Here is an 18,863-nt window from a genome sequence, read left to right as displayed (position 1 = left end):
CGTTATCCCGACAGAGACAGTCCCCGTCATCCCCTCGATATCAACAGCTTCGCCATCGATAGTACGTACCCCGATGACGCAAGCCTTATGTACATATGAGTACGTCGATGTACAATAATGAACTCCGATACGGAGCTCGCTCCCGCGGTGCAGTCGATACTCGAGGCGGCACGGGAGCGCTCGGGCGGTGAGGGCGTCGTCGCGGTCGACGCCCGCTCGCTGCCGGACGCGCTGGCCGACGCCGAGGCCGACGGGCGAGTCCCAGTGATCGCGGAGGTGAAACCGACCAGTCCGACGGCCGAGGGCACTCGAGACGACGATCCGGTCGAACTGGCGCAGGCGATGGTCGACGGCGGCGCGGCGGCGATTTCCGTTCTCACCGAGCCGACCCACTTCGGCGGGTCGGCCGAGGCGCTGACCCGCATCCGCGAAGCCGTCGACGTCCCCGTCCTGCGCAAGGACTTCGTCCTCGACGAAGCGGGGATGGACGTCGTCGAGGCCGATCTGCTTCTGCTGATCGCCAGGTTCGTAGACGATCTCGAGGCGCTCGTCGCCGCCGCCCGGGAGCGCGGCTTTCAACCCCTCGTTGAGGTCCACGATCGGGACGAACTCGAGACCGCGCTCGAAGCGGGCGCAGAGATCATCGGAGTGAACAACCGGGATCTGGCGCGACTCGAGGTCGACCTCGAAACCTTCGAGTCGGTGGCTCCCGAGGCTCCGGACGACGTGACCCTGATCGCCGAGAGCGGAGTGTCGTCGCCGGCCGACGTCCGGCGGATGCGCACGGCGGGTGCAGACGCCCTCCTGGTCGGCAGCGCGATCATGGACCACGGCGCGGACGACAGCGACGTCACCGAGAACACGCGGCGACTCACGCGAGCGGAATCGGGAGACGACACGAACGACGACGACAACACCCAGACATGAGCACGGAACGCGAACGCGACGACGAGTACGAATCGGGCGGGGGCACGTTCGGCGACTACGGCGGCCAGTACGTCCCCGAGGCGCTGATGCCGGCGCTGCAGGAACTCGAGGACGCCTACGAGCGCTACGTCCTCGAGAACGAAGACGGATTCATGGACGAGTTCCGCGAGCGAATGCGGGACTTCGGCGGCCGGCCGACGCCGCTGCAGCGCGCGGATCGGCTGAGCGAGCGCTACGACCGGGAGATCTACCTCAAGCGCGAGGACCTCCTCCACGGCGGGGCCCACAAGCTCAACAACGCGCTCGGACAGGTTCTCCTGGCGAAGTACATGGGCAAAGAGCGGATCATCGCCGAGACCGGTGCCGGGCAACACGGCACCGCGACGGCGATGGCCGCGGCCCACCTCGACATGCCCTGCGAGATCTACATGGGCCGAACGGACGTCAACCGCCAGCGGCCCAACGTCTACCGAATGCGGATGAACGGGGCCGAGGTGAACCCGGTCGAGGCCGGCAGCGCGACGCTGAAGGAGGCGATCAACGAGACGATGCGCGACTGGGCGACCACCGTCGAGCGGACCCACTACGTGATCGGGTCGGTCGTCGGCCCGCACCCGTTCCCGCAGATGGTCCGGGACTTTCAGGCGGTGATCGGCGAGGAGATTCGCGACCAGATTCAGGCAAAGGCGGGACGACTGCCCGACAGCGTCGTCGCCTGCGCCGGCGGCGGCTCGAACACGATGGGCACGTTCCACGCGTTCGTCCCCGACGAGGGCGTGGATCTCTACGCCGTCGAGGCCGGCGGCTCGAGCCTCGAGATCGACGAGGAGGAAGGGATGGCCCCCAACTCCGCGACGCTCTCGACGGGGACCGACGGCGTCCTCCACGGTGCGATGACGAAGCTCCTCCAGGCGGGCGACGGCCAGATCGTCGAATCCCACAGCGTCAGCGCGGGACTCGACTACGCCGGCGTCGGCCCCGAGCTGTCGCATCTCGTCGATATCGGGCGAGTCACGCCCGCGAACGTCGACGACGACGACGCGCTCAACGGGTTCCACCGGCTCTCGCGACTCGAGGGGATCATCCCGGCCCTCGAGTCGAGTCACGCGCTGGGATATCTCGAGGAAGAATACGAGACTCTCGGCGACCTCGTCGTCGTCAACGTCTCCGGGCGCGGCGACAAGGACCTCGAGACGGTGCTCGAGGAGACCGAGAAACGCGATCTCGAGGCTGCACCCGAAATCGAGGTGTTCGACGGGTGAGCGATACGTCGACGGAATACGACAGCGACATCGAAGCGGCCATCCGCGCGAACCACCCCGCGCTCATCACGTACATCACCGCGGGCGATCCCTCGCTCGAGGACACCGAGGCGTACGTCGAGGCACTCGACCGCGGCGGCTCGGATCTGATCGAACTCGGGCTCCCGTTCTCGGAGCCGATCGCGGAGGGACAGACGATTCAGGCCGCGATCAACCGCGCGCTCGCGGCCGGGACGACCCCCGAGGGGTTCTTCGAACTGGTCGAGGACCTGGAGATCGAGGCGCCGCTGCTGGTGATGACGTACTACAACATGATCCTGCAGTATGGGGGCAGCGAGGCGCCACGCGCCTCGGAAGAGGCGAGCGGGCAGCGCCCGCGAGCCAAGCCGGACGTCAGGCCGTTCGTGGAGCGGGCCGCCGAAGCCGGGCTCTCAGGGATCATCGTCCCCGACCTGCCAGCCGAGGAGGCCGATCCGCTGCGGGACGCCTGCGACGACAACGGGCTCGACCTGATCTTCATCATCGCGCCGACGACCGAGGGCGAGCGACTGGACGCCATCATGTCCCGGGTCTCGGGCTTCGCCTACGTCCAGGCCCGCCTCGGAACGACCGGCGCGCGCGCGAACGTGTCGGGTGCGACCCACGATAGCCTCGCGCGGTTGTCGAAGTACGACGTCCCCAAAGCCGTCGGGTTCGGCGTCAGCGAGGGCGATCACGCGGCCGAGATCATCGAGGCGGGTGCCGACGGCGTCATCGTCGGCAGCGCGCTCATCGACATTATCGCGTCGAGCGACGACCCGAGCGACGCGGTCGACGCGCTCGAGGCCAAAGCGGCGGAGCTCAAACGGGGCGCACGCCGCGGCGCGGAGACCCTCACGGACGATCCGGAAGATACACCGGAACCAGAACAGCCATAACTGCAAGCTTGCTACACTCCCGCAATGACCACAGGAATTGACGCACGACTCGAGCGAATCGGTACAGACGGATCGTACGTGATCGTCCCGATGGACCACGGCATCACGATGGGTGCCGTCACGGGACTGAAAGACATCGAAGCGACGATCGACGGCGTAACGACCGGCGGGGCGGACGCGGTACTCACGCAGAAGGGGATCGCACCTCGCGTCCACGACAACAAGAACGGAAAGGGCTACATCGTTCACCTCAACGGCTCGACGACGATCGGGCCCGACGAGGAGGACAAACGGATGACCGGTACCGTCGAGGAGGCGATCCGCGTCGGTGCCGACGCCGTCTCCTTTCATATCAACGTCGGCTCGGATCACGAACCGGACCAGATCAGTCAGCTCTCGGAGGTCACCGAGCGGGCCCAGCGGTTCGGTATTCCGGTGCTCGCGATGGCCTACGCTCGCGGCCCCGGCGTCGACTCGGCGGACCCCGAAGCGCTGGGCCACGCGGTTCGACTCGCCGAAGAACTCGGCGCCGATATCGTCAAGACGGGCTATAGCGGCGACGCGGAGAGTTTCCAGCACGTCGTCGAGTCGACCCGGCTCCCGGTCGTCATCGCCGGCGGCTCGAAGGGGACCGACCGCGAGACGATCGAGATGGTGCGCGGCGTGATGGACGCCGGCGGCGCCGGCATCTCTATGGGCCGCTCGATCTTCCAGCACGAAGATCCCGAGGCCATCGCCCGAGCGGTCGCCGGCGTCGTCCACGACGACCTCTCGACCGAGGAAGCGCTGGCCGAAGCGGGACTGGCGCTCGAAGCCTAACTCTTCGCTCTTCTCCGACAGTCACACAGCGCCGACCGCGGGCCCTCCGCAGCTGCGCTGTGCTCCTCGCTTCGGCTACCGGAAGAATTTCGGCGGTCGTCTCCCTTTGCGAGTCCGTGACCGACGGCGAAGAGCTCACGCTCGCGGACGAGATCACCGCCCGGGCGCGGATTCACGCCCGCGAGGTCGTCGACGAAGACGGGTTGACCGTCGATCTCGAGGCCCTCGAGTGGGACGTCTCGGAGCGAGCGCGCCGTCGGGCGGGCTGCTGCCGATGGGACGCCGACCGCGAGGTTGCGACGATCGTCCTCGCTCGACGGGCGTACGAACGGTACGACTGGCCGACCTTCGCGGGCGTCGTCCGTCACGAACTCGTCCACGCCTGGGAGTTCCAGCGCTTTGGCGAGTCCGGACACGGCGACCGCTTTCGCGAGCGGGCGGCGGCGCTCGAGGCCCCGCGCTACTGCGAGTCGTTCGCGGAGCCGCGGTACGTGCTCCGGTGTCGCTCGGCGGACTGTGACTGGCGAGCGACGCGACACCGGGCGTCGAAGCCGGTGAAGGCTCCCGACCGGTATCGCTGCGGGGCCTGCGGTGGTTCCTACGAGGTCGAACACGCGGACAGCGGTCGAACGTGGACGACCGCGAGCGGGTACGGCGGCGCGAAGGCCGCGCTCGGCGACGACTGGTAACGAGGACGGTGGCCGAGTCAACCGCGGAAGGCTTATTCGCCTCACGATACCTGTTTCGAGTATGAGAATCGTCGATCTGATGCTGGGGAAGTCCGGCCCCGGCGAACACGGTATCGAGGGGCAGTCCTACACGCTTCCCAAGGAGACCCACGACTTCGTCTATCCGATCGCGGTTCGTCGCGAGGAGGTCGACGCCTTCGGGGACTTGCTCGAGGCGGCGGGCGACGGGCCGTCCGGCGAGACGGACCCCGAGGAGCTCCAGGCGGTCATCGACGAGGTGGGCGGCGAGGACGCGGATATCGATACCGACGCACTGGTCGAGCGGCTGCAGCGGCCCCAGAACGCGGCCGCGTCGGTGATCGAAACCTGGAGCGCGGGGCTCGAGCGGGACATCGGCGTCGTCTACGCCCGTCGCGGGACCCGTCAGGTTCTGGTCGAGTTCGTCAAACGCTGTAAGGAGCGCGACGAGGACCAGTCGGATTCGTTCGTGCTCCCAGAGAATTTCCAGGACGCGGCGGCCCTGCTCAAGCGACTCGAGGAGGGGACGGACACCCAGTATCGTGCCGTCGTGCACACGGACCTGCTGCCGGAGGAGTAAGAGGCGCCGTCGGCTAGACGATCGTTTCGAAGGCCTCGAGCGAGGCGAGTTCGTACGTCGGCTCGTGGTCGCGCGGGCCGTCGTCGCGGCCGGTATCGAGCCAGGCCGAATCGAGTCCCATCGCGTTGGCACCCGCGATATCGGCGTGGAGCGAGTCCCCGACGTGGATCGCCGCGTCCGGCGCGACATCGAGTTCTCCGAGCGCGCGTTCGAACGGCGCCGCGTTCGGTTTCGGGAGGATCCCCGCGCTCGGCTCGGTAAATACCCGAACGTCGAAGGCGTCCGCGATCCCCAGCGCCCGGAGTTTCTGCGTCTGTGTCTTCCGTCCCCCGTTCGTGATGAGCCCGACCGAGCCTCGAGTGCGGGCGTGCTCGAGTGCGGTCTTCGCCCCGGGCCGGAACCGGACGGCGGTCGGATCCTGCCGCTCGAGGTACGCAGCCGCGAGCGTCGGCGCGACGTCGGGATCGACGTCAGCCCGTCGCGCAACTTCGGTGAAGAGGTGGTCGTAGAACTCGCGGTCCGTTTCGGCGGTCGGCAGGTCGGGGACGGCAGCGCGAAGGTCCGCGGGCGTACAGAACTGCTCGCAGCCGGCGCGCTCGAAGGTCGACTCGAGGAGGGTCGCGGGGTCCTGGGTGGATTCACAGAGGGTGTAATCGAGATCGAAACAGATCGCGTCGTAGGCGGCCATCTGTCACGTCGTACGAGCGGGGGCGTTCTCAACGTTTCGCCGACTAGGTGAAATGGTCGCAGTTGCAGTCGGTGCCGCCGCGAACACTCCGAAAGCCCCGACGCTCTCGTCGGCTGCTGCTCGCTTCGATCCTCGCCTCGCTGCGCTCGGCTGCGGTTCTTGCGTCGCTTCGCCGGACGAGAGCGTCGCCCCTTTCAGTCCCACCCGACGGTGGTTCCACCGGGCGGCCGAAACCCGCCGGTTGATCGAAGTAGGTTCGACTCGAGCCGACACCGACGATTCCGTAGCAGTTATTTTTACTGACACGCCTCACGGCGTATGGAGGTCGTCAAGCGAGTGCACGTCGTGCCGCTGGGCTACGAGTTCGATCGGATCCTCGAGCCGATCCGAACCCAGCGGGCGGATCTGGTTTATCTCCTCGAGAACGAACGGACGGGCAGAAACGGGAGAAATGACGGAGAAGACGGTGGAACCGGCGAGCGGAACGCGACGGCGAGGGCCGAGTATCACGATGAGTTGCGCGAGGAACTCGAGTCGATCGTCCCGGAGGTCCGGATCCGCGAGTGTGATCTGACGGACGTCTACGCCGTCCTCGGCGACGTGACGACGATCGCCGACGTGCACGCGGAGGATCAGGTGTACGTCAACGTCTCGGGGGCCGGGACGATTCCGGCGATCGGGGCGACGATCGCGTGCATGGACGTCTCGACGGACGCCCACGCCTACTACGTCGAGCCCTCGGAGTACGCCCACGATGGAACGACCGAACCCATTTCGTTCGGCCTCGACGAGATGGAGGAGGTGCCGACCTACCCGATCGAGTCGCCGACGCGCGACCAGGTCGCGATCATGGAGTTGCTCTCCGACCCCGGCGCGTGGGAGGGGTTCCACGAGGATCGAACGGCCCCGCCGAAGAAGAAGGACCTCATCGAGTACGCGCGGGACCGCGGGCTCTCCTTCATGGCCGATCGGCGCTCGCCCGACGACCGCTCCGGCGAGGACAAGGGCGCGTTTCGAGTACTGGATACGCACGTCCTCGAGCCCCTCGCGGAGGACGGCTACGTCACGATCGAGTCGGTCGGCCGCCGGCGCGTCGTCGAGCTGACCGAGCGGGGCGAAAACGCCTACCGTGCGTTCCGGCACAAGCTCATGGAGGACGCGGGAGAGCTGCGGTAGGGCGCGGCGTCAGCAGGGAGGCGGGCGAGGGTGGCTCAGTCGGCGTCGTGGACCAGTAGGTAAAGCCTCGTCCCCAGTCGAGCGTGCTCGAGGTCGGCCTCGAGACGCTCGATGTGAGCACGAAGCGCCGCCGCGTCGAGCCCCGGGAACTCGCGGCCGGTGCGAGAGTCGAGGTGGCTGCTCGCGCGAGCGAGCAGGAAGGGCGCGGCGTCAGCGAGGTGCGAGCCCGGGAGCTCGGGGCCAGCGGCGCGGCCGCGCTCGACCGCGGCCAGGACTTCCCGGGCCGCGATGAGCGTCCGTCGCAGCGAGCGGATCTCGGCGGCGTCCGCGGGCGGCGACAGGTACCGCGTCAGCAGTTCCTCGGCCGCGACGACGTCGTCGGGATCGACGTCGAAGGCTTCCGCGAGGTGTTCGCGCTCGAGATCGACGACGTCGGTGCGGCGAGCGGCGAGACGGAGGGACCCGAGCACGGCCGCCGTTCGGCCGTACTCGAGGGCCGCCAGCTCGCCCGCGTGGTCGAACGCGGCTCGCGCGACCTCGGCCGCAGGGTCCACCCCGAGCCGGCGGGCGGCGCAGTCGATCGACAGTTCGGCGTCCGTCTCGAGGTGGCGCTGACCCATATCCGAAGGATCGATCGAACAGATATTATCAATTTCTGAGAAAGTATTTCGACTATCATTACTATCGTGAGTGTCGCAACTAACGTGATAGTAGCGATAGTCACGACGAGCACGGCCTCGGGAAGCGAGGAGGCGACCCAGAGCCACCGACTATCGGTGTGCGATCGATCGCACAGCGATTCACGATCGATGGTGGGGTTCGATCGGTACCGGAGGGCGTCATCCCGGGCGAGGGACGATCCGTCGCCCCTGTTCGATTCGCCACGTTCAAGCCCGTTCCCTTCGAGGGTCGATGCATGACGCGAGCTGTCTGGGTAAAAGCCGACGATACCGTCGGTGACTGGGACGACCGCCGGGCGCGGATCACCGCCGCGCTCGAGGCGGGTGCAGACTGGGTACTGGTCGACGAGGGAGACGTGGAGCGCGTCCGCGAACTCGGCGATATCAACGTCGCGGCGTTTCGAACCGACGGGGACGTGACCCTCGTCGACGACATCGACGACGCCGAAGCCGAGAGCGACGACGGCGAACCGGCCGCACGGGCGGACGCGGTGGTCGTCGGGAAGAACGGCGAGGGCGACGCGACGATCGACCTGCCCGAGGACTTCTCCGGATCGGCAGACCTCTCGACGCTGCGCCGCGACGGCGACTTCCAGCGCGGCGCGTACGTCCGCATCCTCGGCAAGGAGTACGAGCGCTTCGCCGAAACCGCCGCCGAGGAGGCAGACCACACGATCGTCGTCGGCGAGGACTGGACGATCATCCCCCTCGAGAACCTGATCGCCCGCATCGGCGAGGAGACGGACCTCGTCGCGGGCGTCACCAGCGCCGAGGAGGCCAAAACGGCGTTCGAGACCCTCGAGATCGGGTCCGACGCCGTCCTGCTCGACTCGGACGACCCCGACGAGATCCGCGAGACCGTCGAGGTCCGCGACGAGGCCGAACGCGAGACTCTCGATCTCGAGTACGCCGAAGTGCTCGACATCGAACGAGCGGGCAGCGCGGATCGGGTCTGCGTCGACACCGGGAATCTGCTCGAGCACGACGAGGGGATGCTCGTCGGATCGATGAGCCGCGGGCTGGTCTTCGTCCACGGCGAGACCGCCGAATCGCCGTACGTCGCCTCCCGTCCCTTCCGCGTCAACGCCGGCGCGGTCCACGCCTACGTCCGGACGCCCGACGGCGGCACGAAGTACCTCTCCGAACTCCAGAGCGGCGACGAGGTCCAGGTCGTCGACCTCGACGGCAACACGCGGGAGGCCATCGTCGGCCGGGTCAAGATCGAACAGCGACCGATGTTCCGGCTCGCGCTCGAGACCGAGAGCGGCGACCGCGTCGAGACCCTGCTCCAGAACGCCGAGACGATCAAGGTCCCCACCGCGGAGGGTCGCAAAGCGGTGACGGACGTCGAAGCCGGCGACGAGATTCTGTTGTACGCCGAGGACACGGCGCGCCACTTCGGCGAGCCCGTCGAGGAGAGTATCATCGAGAAATAGGTGCTTTCGCCGTCGTTTCGCCTCGGAACCATAGTTAATTGGTAACATACCTCGCGTTCGTTGGGCCCCTTGATCGACGGACGCTCGCGACGTCTCAGTCGCGCAAATAGTTCGCCGCCGAGACACTGATCCGGCGATCAAAGTGCAGTTTCGCTAGTCATTCAGGTCAACGTTGGCTGCGATCTATGGTGACTGGTATCGTGGCTCTATCCCGAGTATGAGCGTCACTCGAGAGAAAGTCAGCGCGGTCGAGCCACCCGAGTTCGCGGTGACGTTGCGCAACGCCGGCCTGGCAGGGGCGGGCGGTGCCGGATTCCCGACGTACGCCAAGTGGGACCGACTCGAGGAGGTCGACTCGCTGCTGGTGAACCACCAGGAGAGCGAACCGAACTACTACATGGACAAGTGGCTGGGCCGGGAGCGAACCGACGAGCTCGCGGCGCTGTTCGAGGGGCTGCTCGACCGCGCGTTCGATCGGATCGTCATCAGCGTCAAGCGGGCCAACCGCGAGGAGTGGATGGGCCCGCTCGAGGCGGCGACCGACGCGACGATCTACGAGCCGAGCGATCTCCCGATCGACGGGGACGCGACCGGGATCGTCGCCGCCTACACCGCGGACAAGTACGAGTTCGGGATGGAGACCGTGCTCATGCGGATCGTCGCGGACGTCGTGATGAAGGGGGGCGAGCTCCCGATGGATCACGGCTGGATCGTCCAGAACACGGAGACGCTCTACAACGTTTACCGGGCGCTCGTCGACGGCGAGCCGACGACCGAGAAGTTCGTCCACGTCGACGGCCGCGTCCCGACCCACCGGTTGCTCCGAGTGCCGATCGGAACGCCCGCGACGGACCTCCTCGAGGCGGCGGGTCGAACTGACGGGCTCGCGGAGAACGAGGTCATCCTCGACGGCGGGCCCGGGTGGTGTTTCGAGATCGAGCAGCCGCCGGAGCGCTTCGGCGTCCGCAAACGGACAAACTGCTTGCTCGTGATGGAGGAGTCAGTCGTCGCGGAGAACCGAATCGGCAGCGGCGGGCGGGTCAACGTCCTCGCACCGGCGGCGTGGAAGCAGTCGAGTCACGAGACGGAACCGACGGAGACGCTCGAGCCCGACCGGGTCGAAGTACCGCTGATCACGAACCCCGACTTCGAGGGCGTGGTGGTGCCCAGCGAGCCGATCGTCCGGGCCGGCGACGAGGTCGAGTCGGGCGAAATGATCGCCCAACCGGCCGACGGAATCAGCGTCGCCCAGCACGCGTCGATCACCGGGACGGTCACGGGCGTCGGCGATCGGTCGATCACGATCGAACGCGACGAGAAAACACCGACGGGCACAGCCGAGACGGACGCCGCGGATCCGCCCGATCCATACCGCATCTACTGGACGTGGTGCGCGGAGTGTGGCCGGTACCTCCCGGAACCACAGCTGAGGGCGATCAGTCCGACCGAATTCGTCTGTAGCCGCTGTCGGTGACGCCGCTATCGGCGCTGGCACCCGTCGATAGCCCCGCTACCGTAAACACGGTCGAACGTCCGTCGACCGGATCCACGCGGCCGGATTCTCGCGGTCGCAGATGACCGTCCCGTCGCTCGCGGCGTAACTCACGTACTGGTCGAACGCTCCATCGTCCGGTACAACCGTCTCGTCGCGTCGTTCGGTGTTCGTTCGCATTATGGACTCCTCCCGGTCACAGCGGGTGGCCGGTGGCTGACTGCCGTATCGGACGAGCGGGGAAAAGGGCTCCGTGGAAGCACTACTAGTGTGGTTATATCCCTCCCGAGCGGGCCGTCGTCACCGACCGCTCCGAAACCGGACTCAGGTGCGATCGCCGATCGCAGCGGAGTTCGTCCTACGAATGAGCGGGCTCTTCGTCGGATGACTCGGGCTCGAGACGCGTCGTACACCAGTGACAGAACGCGAGGTCCTCGTCGATCTCCTTCCCGCATTCGGGACAGGTCGGTCCGTCCGCGGTGTCGGTCCCGCCGGGCGGGTATCCGAGCGCGCGAAACGTCGCGTCGATCGCGGCGAACAGCGCGATAAACGAGAGGAGGAACTGCGTCATCGAGTCGGTCTCTTCGGACATCACGTCCGCGTACGCGGTGATTTCGTCGACGTTCGTTATCGGGCCGGCAGCCGCTAGCTGTTCGATCGGGAGGAAGAGGGCGCTCGCCGAGAGGAAGAGGCCGGCGAACAGGGCGGCGCGGAGCCAGTCCCGGACGAGGACGTGGCCCGCACCGGGCATGATCACCGACAGGCCGGCGGCGAGAAGCGCACGGAGCCATGTCATTGTACGTGAGGATGGTAGGGGACCCCGTCCCTTAACATTCCGATTTCGATCACTCTCGAGCGAAGCGACGGCACTGGTTCGCGAAAACGGACCGCTGTCTATCCGTCGCACGCGACGGCGGCGTCGACGGTCGTCTCGATCGTCGTCAATCCCGCCTCGACCGTAATTTCGATCGGCAGGCCTCCCGCGGCCACGGCGTCGCCGCAGGGAACGTCGGTTACGATGACCGATGCGTTCGATCCCGGATCGGCCGACGCAACGGTCCGGTCGACGCTCACGTTCTGCCCCCAGTCGCCGACTCGAGATTCGTCGACGGACGCCTCCGTTACCGTCAACTCTTCGTCAACTCGGTTCGTCACCGTGATCCTCGAGTCGTTCTCACCGCTCGCCTCCGTGTAGAAAGCGACGGGCTGTGCCGACGGATCGTCGGTGACAGCCACCTCGATCGATCGTTCGACGGCGACCGAACTCGCACCGCCGCTCGCGGCGACGAGCGAGACGATCGCGAGAGCGATCATCGCGAGCCCGATTTTCCGGGTCATCGCGGCGGCTCACCCCGTCCGATTCGGTTTCGGTGAGCGTAGCTCGTATGCACGAGCGCGGTCACGCCGAACATCGCGACGAAGATCGCCGCGAGCGCCGTCCCGCCGAGTTCGGTGAACGGGAAAATCGCGTACCGGGCGAGGACGGTCAACACCACGCCGATCCCTGCCAGTCCGAGATAGACCTGACTCCAGGGAATGTCGTCGGCCGGAACGTACTCGAGATACATCTGGAGTTCCGCCGCTTCGTCGGTCAGTTCGACGACGCCTCGAGTCTGATCGTACTCGATCGCCCCGACGTCGGCGAGCTTCGGCAGGTGTGACTGCCGGAGCGCGGTGTAGACCCGCTTTCGTTTCTTCCAGGGAAGCTCGTCAGCCGGGACGTCGTACTCCCAGGACGAGACCGAATCGACGAGCGTCCGCAGCTCGACTCGTTCCTCGTCGGTCCGCTTGAGATAGTGGAGTACCCACCGCCGCCGTCGATTGCTCAGCATGGTGAATATTTCGTCGCGTGTCAGTTCGTCAGTCCGTGAGTCTCCTCTCGAAGAGAGGTCGTCGGTCACCCCTTCATCCCCCCGTCGGTTCACTCGCCGGTCGCATTGTTAAATAATTGTAAACTATAGCGATCGAACCAGTCATCAGAAGGTTACTTCCGCGTTCTCCGTTGCGAATTCGTTACTATTGGTACCATTCGTGATTATATAAACGAAATGAATGGAAAGGTGACAGAGAGAAAGAAGACGTTACCGAGCGGTCCTCCGACTGCAATCCTCGCCAGCAGTGACGGAAGCCCACCCATAGCAAAAGTGAACAGTCCCGTTCGGATGAACGACGCGCCGACGCAACTCGACGATACGTCGCCGCGTCAGCTGGAGCGTAGAATATGGCACGAATCAGAACAGATGGTGGGACGGGGCTTCGGCGAGCGGCGGCGATCGGTATCGTCGCCCTCGTTAGTCTACTGGCGGTCGGTCACGTGCTCGGCGTTCCGATCGGACTCGGCTACGTGGAGACCGGAAGCATGGAGCCGACGATCGACGCCGGTGACGGATTCGTCGCCGTTCCATCGGCCGTCGCCGGTCCCGTCGAAAAAGGAGACGTGATCGTCTACGACGCACAGGAGATCGAGGGCGGCGGTCTGACGACCCATCGGGTCGTCGAGGAAACGGACCACGGCTACGTGACCCGCGGGGACGCGAATCCGTTCACGGATCAGGACAGCGGCGAGCCACACGTCACCGACGGACAGATCGTCGCGACGGCGCTGCAGGTGAACGGCGAGGTCGTGACGATCCCTCACCTCGGGACGGTCGCGATGACTGTCCAGGGGGGACTCGAGTCGGCCCAGTGGTGGCTCGCGTCGACGCTCGGCATCCGAGCGTTGGCAGGCAGTCAGGGACTCTCGTATCTCCTGCTCGGATTCGGGCTGCTCGTGACCGGCCTCTCGGTGGTACTGGACGGGCGTGGAACGCCCGACCGCGAACGCTCTCGATCGCACACGCGCAAAGACGCGTTCGACGCCCGACGGCTCGTCGGCGGTATGGCCCTCCTGCTCTTCACGGTCACGCTCGTGACGATGGTCGCGATGTCGGGATCGGTGGAGATCGGACTCGTGAGCGCGGAGTTCGACTCGGAGCGGCCCGACGTCGTCCCCGTCGGTGAAACGAAGACCCACTCCGCGGAACTGCGAAACGGCGGCGTGTTGCCCGTCGTGTCGATCACGGAACCGGCGAGCGACGGGATCGATGTCGACGACGACCCGAGAGTGCTCACTCGCGGCGAGCGCGTCGACGCGACCGTCTCGCTGACCGCACCGCCCGAGACGGGATACTACCTGCGCTCGTACACGGACCGCCGGTACTTCGCGGTGCTCCCACCGCCGATGATCGCCCGGCTGCACGCCGTCCACCCCTGGGTGGCGATGACCACCGTGGCGACCGTCGCTACCGGACTGTTCGTACTGCCGTTCGCGCTCCTCGCGGGCACCGGGACGATCAGGACCCGCTCGCGACAGCGCTCGAGTTCGACAGGGAGATTTCTGAGGTGACAGCTATGCACACGAGAGTTTCGACATCAGGGAGGGATCGACAGTGAACAGCGATCGGCTGCTCGTACGGGCGCGAGCCGCACTCGACGAGTGGTTCGTCGTCGCCGTGGTCGCGTTGCTCGCGCTCGCGCTCGTCGGCGGCTGGGGAGCCTACGCGTCGGCCACCGGTCCCGCCGAACAGACGGACCGGGAACGGGTCGAGGAGTGGTCGGCGACCGGGAATTTCGACCACGGCGCGACGGTACAGACGGAGAACGAGGTCTATCCCGTCGGGACGCGGCTCTCGGACCGATCGGTCTACTTCACTCGAGTGACGCCCGAACTCGAGGGGACGTTCGCGTACCGATACGACGCCGACGCCGGCGACCTGACCGCCGACATCGAGCTCGAGCGGGTGATACGAGCCGCCGACGACGAACGGGAGTACTGGGAAGTGAACGACACGATCGCAGCGACGACGGCCGAGGGCCTCGAGCCCGGCGAGGAGGCCACGACCTCGTTCGCGGTCGACGTTCCCGCGACCGTAAACGAGAGCGAGCGTATCGAGGAGACCCTCGGCGGGTCGCCCGGCTCCGTGGAGACGGCCGTCGTCGCGAACGTAACGATGGAGGGAACCGTCGAGGGCGAACCCGTCGAGCGGACCGAGCGCTACGAACTCGCGATCGCGCCGGACGGCTCCACGTACGGCGTCGACGCGCCGACGGCAGATCGGCGCACGCAGGAGCGGACGGAAACCGTCCAGACGGCGAGTTCGGCCGGGTTCGGCGGTCCGCTCGGCTCCGTCCTCCTGCTACTCGCATCGGTCTGCGGGCTCGGCGCACTCGCGATCGCCCGAGTCAGGGGGACGCTCGCGCCCTCCGAGAGGGAACTCGAGCGCCTCCGTGGCCAATACGAGCGCGAGGAGTTCGACGACTGGATCTCGCGGGGCTCGCTTCCCGCCGACATCCGCGAGCGGTCGCAGATTACGGTGTCGACGCTCGAGGACCTGGTCGATATCGCGATCGACTGCGATCGGCGCGTGCTCGAGGACGAGTCGGTTGGTGGGTATTACGTGGTCGACGGGGAGTCGCTGTACGCGTACGAGCCGGACGTGGTCGAGGAGGGCTCGAGCGGTGACGGCTCCGGAATCCATCTCTTCGAGGAGGAACGAACCGACGGTGGGGACGCTGGTACTGACGAGTCGAACGGCGACTCGTAAGCGATCGACAGCGCGCCGTAGACCGTATCGCTCGTTCTGTTTTCAACTCGAGTCACCACCGATCGTTCGGTGGGTAGTGGCGGCTCTCGGACAGCGACAGGTCCGAGCGTAATGCCCTATCCTGAATTTCCGATTCGCTAGCCGTTCGGGACTGTCTTTCAAACGACTACAGACGATCCCTGTCGGTGAACCCGTCGCGAATTGGGTCGGATACCCTCGAGGTTGCTCGAGTGTGAGGAAATAGAGTCCCCGGCTTATCACTCGACTAGTATCGCTGCAGTCAGTGGTTGAATTCGGTTAGGCGGAGTACGGAGGGCCGATACCGAACTGCAGGGCTCGTGTGTCGAACCTCCTGTCAGTGTATACACAAGGTGTGGGACGGGCATGGGCTGGAATGCATGCGTTCGGAGACGACGTCACGCTGGTGGGTGAAGACGAACGGGAGGTTCGAGCGTGCAAGCAGTGGTGAAAACTATGGAACGACGTAAATTCATGCTCGGTGTGGGATCGCTCGCCGCCGGCTCGGCGGCTACAATCGGTACTGGCGCGTTCAACTTCGCTAACGTCGAACGGGGTGTCGGGGTCGACGTTGTCGATGACAGCGACGCGTTCTTGGCACTCAATAGCACGAGTCCGTACTCTGATGGATCAGACAAGCAGCTGAAGCTGACGTTCGATGATGATGCAGGTGTTGGTGGAGACGGTCTCAACGAAAACTCAGACTACTCCTTCACCGGGGTTTTCAGCATCAGAAACCAAGGATCGCAGCCAGTTGGTGTCTGGATAGAGGATAATGGTTCGGACGATGCTATGCAGTGGTATGCTACATCGACGAACAATACTTCGGACTTCAGCACTTCAGTGGAGGGATCCGGCAATGCCTACGCGATCGGCGTCGGTGAGAGAGTCTACATCAATGTAGTCATCCTCCTTCAAGACAACACGTATGATGACCTCCCTGACACGATCAGCGTGAAGGCAGACGCGTCTGCCGGCAACTGAATTCTGATTTCCGATTCCATTTTTAAACGACGTCGCCTATTCTACGAGAGCGTAGAAATCAATCCTGCTAGGGTCTCCAAATCGTATTGCCCGGGCGCAGTCGCCTCCTCGGGATCAACGGGTGCATAGCCGATCTTCGACCCATACACAGGAGCCACAGCCCGCGTGTGACTCCCCACTTCCCCCATCGCCATCGTCGCGACGGTATCGCCGTGCGAAGTCAGTTGCTCAGTCGCGGACAACAACGCGATCGTATCGGCCTTCGACTCCGCGGTCACCGCCAGCTTCGCGACGTCCGCGTACTTGCTCGCCTCGGTCAGCGTCCGCACCATTTCGTTTCGGGGCGGGGTGCCCTCGAAGTCGTGAGCCGACGCGACGATCGACACGTCGCGCTCGCGAGCCGTTTCGAGCAGGTCGTCGGCCGCGCCCTCCAGAATCGCCTCGAGTTCGACGTCGATCGCACCGACGGCGTCGAGCGCGCTCGCCTCGGCCAGCGCCTCGAGTCGGCCGTCATCGCCGGCCTCCCCGCCCTCCCACTCGGCGCGGTTCGTCGCGAGGATCGGTAACTCGCCGTCGTAGGCCTCGAGCGCGGCCAGCGGCTCGTCGGCCAGGTCCATGCGAAACTCGATCGCATCGGCGTGTTCGCGGGCCGCGGGTTCGTCGGCGAGATCGGCCGTCGACGCTGCGAGCACGAACGTCTCGAAGTCCAGTCCCATTGCTTCCCAGTGGGAGCGAGAACGACAAAAACGGTATCGTTTCAGCGACTGCCGCAGTTACGCCATCCCGATGGTTTCCTCGGCCTCGAGGAGTTCGTGGTAGCGGTTTCGAATCGTCACTTCGGAGATGTCGGCGACGTCCGAGACGGCGGCCTGCGTGGTCTTCTCGTTGGTCAGCAGCGCAGCGGCGTACACTGCCGCCGCGGCGAGGCCGACCGGCGACTTGCCCGAGTGCACGCCCTTCTCCTTGGCATTCTGGAGGAGGCTGCGCGCGCGGTGTTCGGCCTCGTCGGAGAGCTCGAGCCCCGAGGCGAAGCGGGGGACGTAGCTCTCGGGGTCGGCGGGCTGGACCTCGAGGCCGAGTTCGCGGACCACGTAGCGGTAGGTGCGCGCGATCTCGTTCTTCTCGACGCGGGAGACGTCCGCGATCTCGTCGAGGCTCCGTGGGACGCCGGCCTGACGGGCGGCGGCGTAGACGCAGGCGGTCGAGACGCCCTCGATGGAACGGCCCGGGAGGAGGTCCTCGTCGAGCGCGCGGCGGTAGATGACCGAGGCGGTCTCGCGGACGTTCGTCGGGAGGCCGAGGGCGGATGCCATCCGGTCGATCTCGCCGAGTGCCTGTTTCAGGTTGCGCTCCTTGGAGTCGCGGGTGCGGAAACGTTCGTTCCACTTGCGCAGGCGCTGCATCTTCTCGCGCTGGCGCGAGCCGAGGGAGTTCCCGTAGGCGTCCTTGTTTCGCCAGTCGATGTTGGTCGAGAGCCCCTTGTCGTGCATCGTGTTCGTCGTGGGCGCGCCCACGCGGGACTTCTCGTTCTTCTCGGCGGCGTCGAACGCGCGCCACTCCGGCCCGCGGTCGACGGAATCTTCCTCGACGACCAGTCCGCAGTCCTCACAGACGGTTTCGCCGTGTTCGTCGTCGACGACGAGATTGCCGGCACACTCGGGGCAGGCCAGCTCCTGCTCCTCGCTTTCGGTCTCCTGTTCGTTCGTTTCGGGTTCGCTACGTCGTACTCTCGTGTTCGATGGTGCGTTAGTCATACGATGGCGATTGCTGCCCGGCCGAACCGATCGCAAAAGCCCGGACGGTTCCGTTACCTCCCACGTTCAGAGACTCGATGGTTAAGGGTTTCGGAATCTCGGTCCCATATCCTCCGAAAACGGGTAATTCGGGGGAAAGAGCATGATAGATAGAAACATTGAAGCAGCGGAGAGCGTGCCGGCTGACAGCCAGCGCGCGTTCGAAGCGGAGGCTCCAACTGTGGCCCGTTCGAACTGCCGGCATGGAACTCGCAGTCGGGAGTACGAACCCCGTCAAGATCGACGCCGTCGAGCGGACCCTCGAGCGATACGAGCCGACCGTGATCGCCGTCGACGTCGACTCCGGCGTCGACGAACAACCGCGGTCGATCGCGGAAACCGTCACCGGTGCGGAGAACCGCGCCCGACGAGCGCTCGCGGCGACCGACGCCGACTACGGCGTGGGGTTAGAGGGTGGCGTCGCTCGCCTCGAGGGGACGCCGGGGCTCTCCCTGGTCATGTGGGGTGCCGTGACGGACGGCAATCGCATGGAGCGAGGCGGCGGGCCGACGCTTCGACTTCCGGAGTCCGTCGCGAGGGAGGTCGCGGACGGTGCGGAACTGGGGCCGGTGATGGACGACCTCCTCGGAACGGAGGACGTCGCCGAGAGGGAGGGCGCTGCGGGCGCACTCACCGCCGGGTTGACCGATCGAACGCAAGCGCTCGGTGACGCAGTTGCGTCTTCGTTCGGACCGTTCGTAACGGAGTATTACGACACCGATCACTGACTGTCACTCGTAACGAGCACTTATTCTGGCGCGTCGGGTTCGCTATCGGCCATCGGATACCGTCGGCCGGAAA

At 65.9% G+C, this 18,863-nt stretch carries 21 protein-coding genes; 13 read left to right on the top strand and 8 right to left on the bottom strand.

The genetic code is table 11. The features are described 5' to 3' along the window. Positions 1-117: 117 nt before the first annotated feature. From trpC to LDB05_RS18095, 6 genes are all read left to right on the top strand, one after another. Complete coding sequence (trpC, locus tag LDB05_RS18120) at positions 118-927, top strand: indole-3-glycerol phosphate synthase (RefSeq protein ID WP_226005373.1); 810 nt, start codon at positions 118-120, stop codon at positions 925-927. After that, a complete protein-coding gene (gene trpB, locus LDB05_RS18115; protein ID WP_226005372.1) occupies positions 924-2,189 on the top strand; it encodes a tryptophan synthase subunit beta in 1,266 nt (421 codons plus the stop codon). The genes trpC and trpB overlap by 4 nt, the downstream gene beginning before the upstream one ends. After that, a complete protein-coding gene (gene trpA, locus LDB05_RS18110) occupies positions 2,186-3,106 on the top strand; it encodes a tryptophan synthase subunit alpha (RefSeq protein ID WP_226005371.1) in 921 nt (306 codons plus the stop codon). Before trpB ends, trpA begins: the two co-directional genes overlap by 4 nt. Positions 3,107-3,130: 24 nt before the next feature. Beyond that, a complete protein-coding gene (locus LDB05_RS18105) occupies positions 3,131-3,925 on the top strand; it encodes a 2-amino-3,7-dideoxy-D-threo-hept-6-ulosonate synthase (RefSeq protein ID WP_226005370.1) in 795 nt (264 codons plus the stop codon). A gap of 116 nt (positions 3,926-4,041) precedes the next feature. Further along, positions 4,042-4,614: a SprT family zinc-dependent metalloprotease gene (locus LDB05_RS18100; protein WP_226005369.1), complete on the top strand. Its 573-nt coding sequence runs from the start codon at positions 4,042-4,044 to the stop codon at positions 4,612-4,614. 61 nt (positions 4,615-4,675) lie between these two features. Next, positions 4,676-5,212, top strand: a complete 537-nt coding sequence (locus LDB05_RS18095; protein ID WP_226005368.1) for a hypothetical protein — start codon at positions 4,676-4,678, stop codon at positions 5,210-5,212. A gap of 13 nt (positions 5,213-5,225) precedes the next feature. Here LDB05_RS18095 and LDB05_RS18090 read toward each other — a convergent pair whose 3' ends face one another. Next, positions 5,226-5,900, bottom strand: coding sequence for an HAD family hydrolase (locus LDB05_RS18090; RefSeq protein WP_226005367.1), 675 nt, complete (start codon positions 5,898-5,900; stop codon positions 5,226-5,228). Between the two features lie 318 nt (positions 5,901-6,218). Here LDB05_RS18090 and LDB05_RS18085 point away from each other — a divergent pair, with 318 nt between their 5' ends. Next, entirely contained in the window at positions 6,219-7,076 is an 858-nt protein-coding gene (locus LDB05_RS18085; RefSeq protein WP_226005366.1) for an HFX_2341 family transcriptional regulator domain-containing protein, read from the top strand. A 35-nt stretch (positions 7,077-7,111) separates the two neighbouring features. Here LDB05_RS18085 and LDB05_RS18080 read toward each other — a convergent pair whose 3' ends face one another. Next, entirely contained in the window at positions 7,112-7,696 is a 585-nt protein-coding gene (locus tag LDB05_RS18080; protein WP_226005365.1) for a hypothetical protein, read from the bottom strand. Between the two features lie 296 nt (positions 7,697-7,992). On the opposite strand from LDB05_RS18080, the gene LDB05_RS18075 reads away from it, so the two are divergent. Continuing rightward, on the top strand, positions 7,993-9,192 hold the full coding sequence (locus tag LDB05_RS18075; protein WP_226005364.1) for a 3-dehydroquinate synthase II: 1,200 nt from the start codon (positions 7,993-7,995) through the stop codon (positions 9,190-9,192). Positions 9,193-9,409: 217 nt separating this feature from the next. After that, positions 9,410-10,666 carry an NADH dehydrogenase subunit gene (locus LDB05_RS18070; RefSeq protein ID WP_226005363.1) on the top strand — a complete coding sequence of 419 codons (1,257 nt, stop codon included), beginning with the start codon at positions 9,410-9,412 and terminating at the stop codon, positions 10,664-10,666. 36 nt (positions 10,667-10,702) lie between these two features. Here LDB05_RS18070 and LDB05_RS18065 read toward each other — a convergent pair whose 3' ends face one another. The 4 genes from LDB05_RS18065 to LDB05_RS18050 form a co-directional block, all read right to left on the bottom strand. Further along, on the bottom strand, positions 10,703-10,864 hold the full coding sequence (locus LDB05_RS18065) for a DUF7331 family protein (RefSeq protein WP_226005362.1): 162 nt from the start codon (positions 10,862-10,864) through the stop codon (positions 10,703-10,705). Between the two features lie 178 nt (positions 10,865-11,042). Next, the gene (locus LDB05_RS18060; protein ID WP_226005361.1) at positions 11,043-11,480 is read right to left on the bottom strand and encodes a zinc ribbon domain-containing protein; all 438 of its coding nucleotides are present in this window, start codon (positions 11,478-11,480) and stop codon (positions 11,043-11,045) included. A 98-nt stretch (positions 11,481-11,578) separates the two neighbouring features. Continuing rightward, on the bottom strand, positions 11,579-12,022 hold the full coding sequence (locus LDB05_RS18055) for a hypothetical protein (protein ID WP_226005360.1): 444 nt from the start codon (positions 12,020-12,022) through the stop codon (positions 11,579-11,581). Beyond that, positions 12,019-12,609: a DUF7344 domain-containing protein gene (locus LDB05_RS18050; RefSeq protein ID WP_226005359.1), complete on the bottom strand. Its 591-nt coding sequence runs from the start codon at positions 12,607-12,609 to the stop codon at positions 12,019-12,021. Before LDB05_RS18050 ends, LDB05_RS18055 begins: the two co-directional genes overlap by 4 nt. A gap of 296 nt (positions 12,610-12,905) precedes the next feature. On the opposite strand from LDB05_RS18050, the gene LDB05_RS18045 reads away from it, so the two are divergent. The 3 genes from LDB05_RS18045 to LDB05_RS18035 all read left to right on the top strand — a co-directional run bounded on the left by LDB05_RS18045 (position 12,906) and on the right by LDB05_RS18035 (position 16,269). Then, a complete protein-coding gene (locus LDB05_RS18045; RefSeq protein WP_226005358.1) occupies positions 12,906-14,069 on the top strand; it encodes a signal peptidase I in 1,164 nt (387 codons plus the stop codon). A gap of 43 nt (positions 14,070-14,112) precedes the next feature. Continuing rightward, positions 14,113-15,267, top strand: coding sequence for a DUF5305 domain-containing protein (locus tag LDB05_RS18040; RefSeq protein ID WP_226005357.1), 1,155 nt, complete (start codon positions 14,113-14,115; stop codon positions 15,265-15,267). A 453-nt stretch (positions 15,268-15,720) separates the two neighbouring features. Then, positions 15,721-16,269, top strand: a complete 549-nt coding sequence (locus tag LDB05_RS18035; RefSeq protein WP_226005356.1) for a DUF1102 domain-containing protein — start codon at positions 15,721-15,723, stop codon at positions 16,267-16,269. Positions 16,270-16,310: 41 nt separating this feature from the next. Here the strand turns inward: LDB05_RS18035 and LDB05_RS18030 are convergent, their stop codons facing one another. After that, positions 16,311-16,985, bottom strand: coding sequence for a type I 3-dehydroquinate dehydratase (locus LDB05_RS18030; protein WP_226005355.1), 675 nt, complete (start codon positions 16,983-16,985; stop codon positions 16,311-16,313). Between the two features lie 57 nt (positions 16,986-17,042). After that, positions 17,043-18,023 (bottom strand): transcription initiation factor IIB, encoded by a 981-nt coding sequence (locus tag LDB05_RS18025; protein WP_226005354.1) that lies wholly within the window; start codon positions 18,021-18,023, stop codon positions 17,043-17,045. Positions 18,024-18,265: 242 nt separating this feature from the next. Between LDB05_RS18025 and yjjX the strand changes: the two genes are divergently transcribed. Beyond that, positions 18,266-18,790 (top strand): inosine/xanthosine triphosphatase, encoded by a 525-nt coding sequence (gene yjjX / locus LDB05_RS18020; RefSeq protein WP_226005353.1) that lies wholly within the window; start codon positions 18,266-18,268, stop codon positions 18,788-18,790. Positions 18,791-18,863: the final 73 nt, after the last annotated feature.

The sequence above is a fragment of the Natrinema salinisoli genome, assembly GCF_020405205.1.
Lineage (GTDB): Archaea > Halobacteriota > Halobacteria > Halobacteriales > Natrialbaceae > Natrinema > Natrinema salinisoli.
This window is presented reverse-complemented; position numbering and strand designations above follow the sequence as displayed.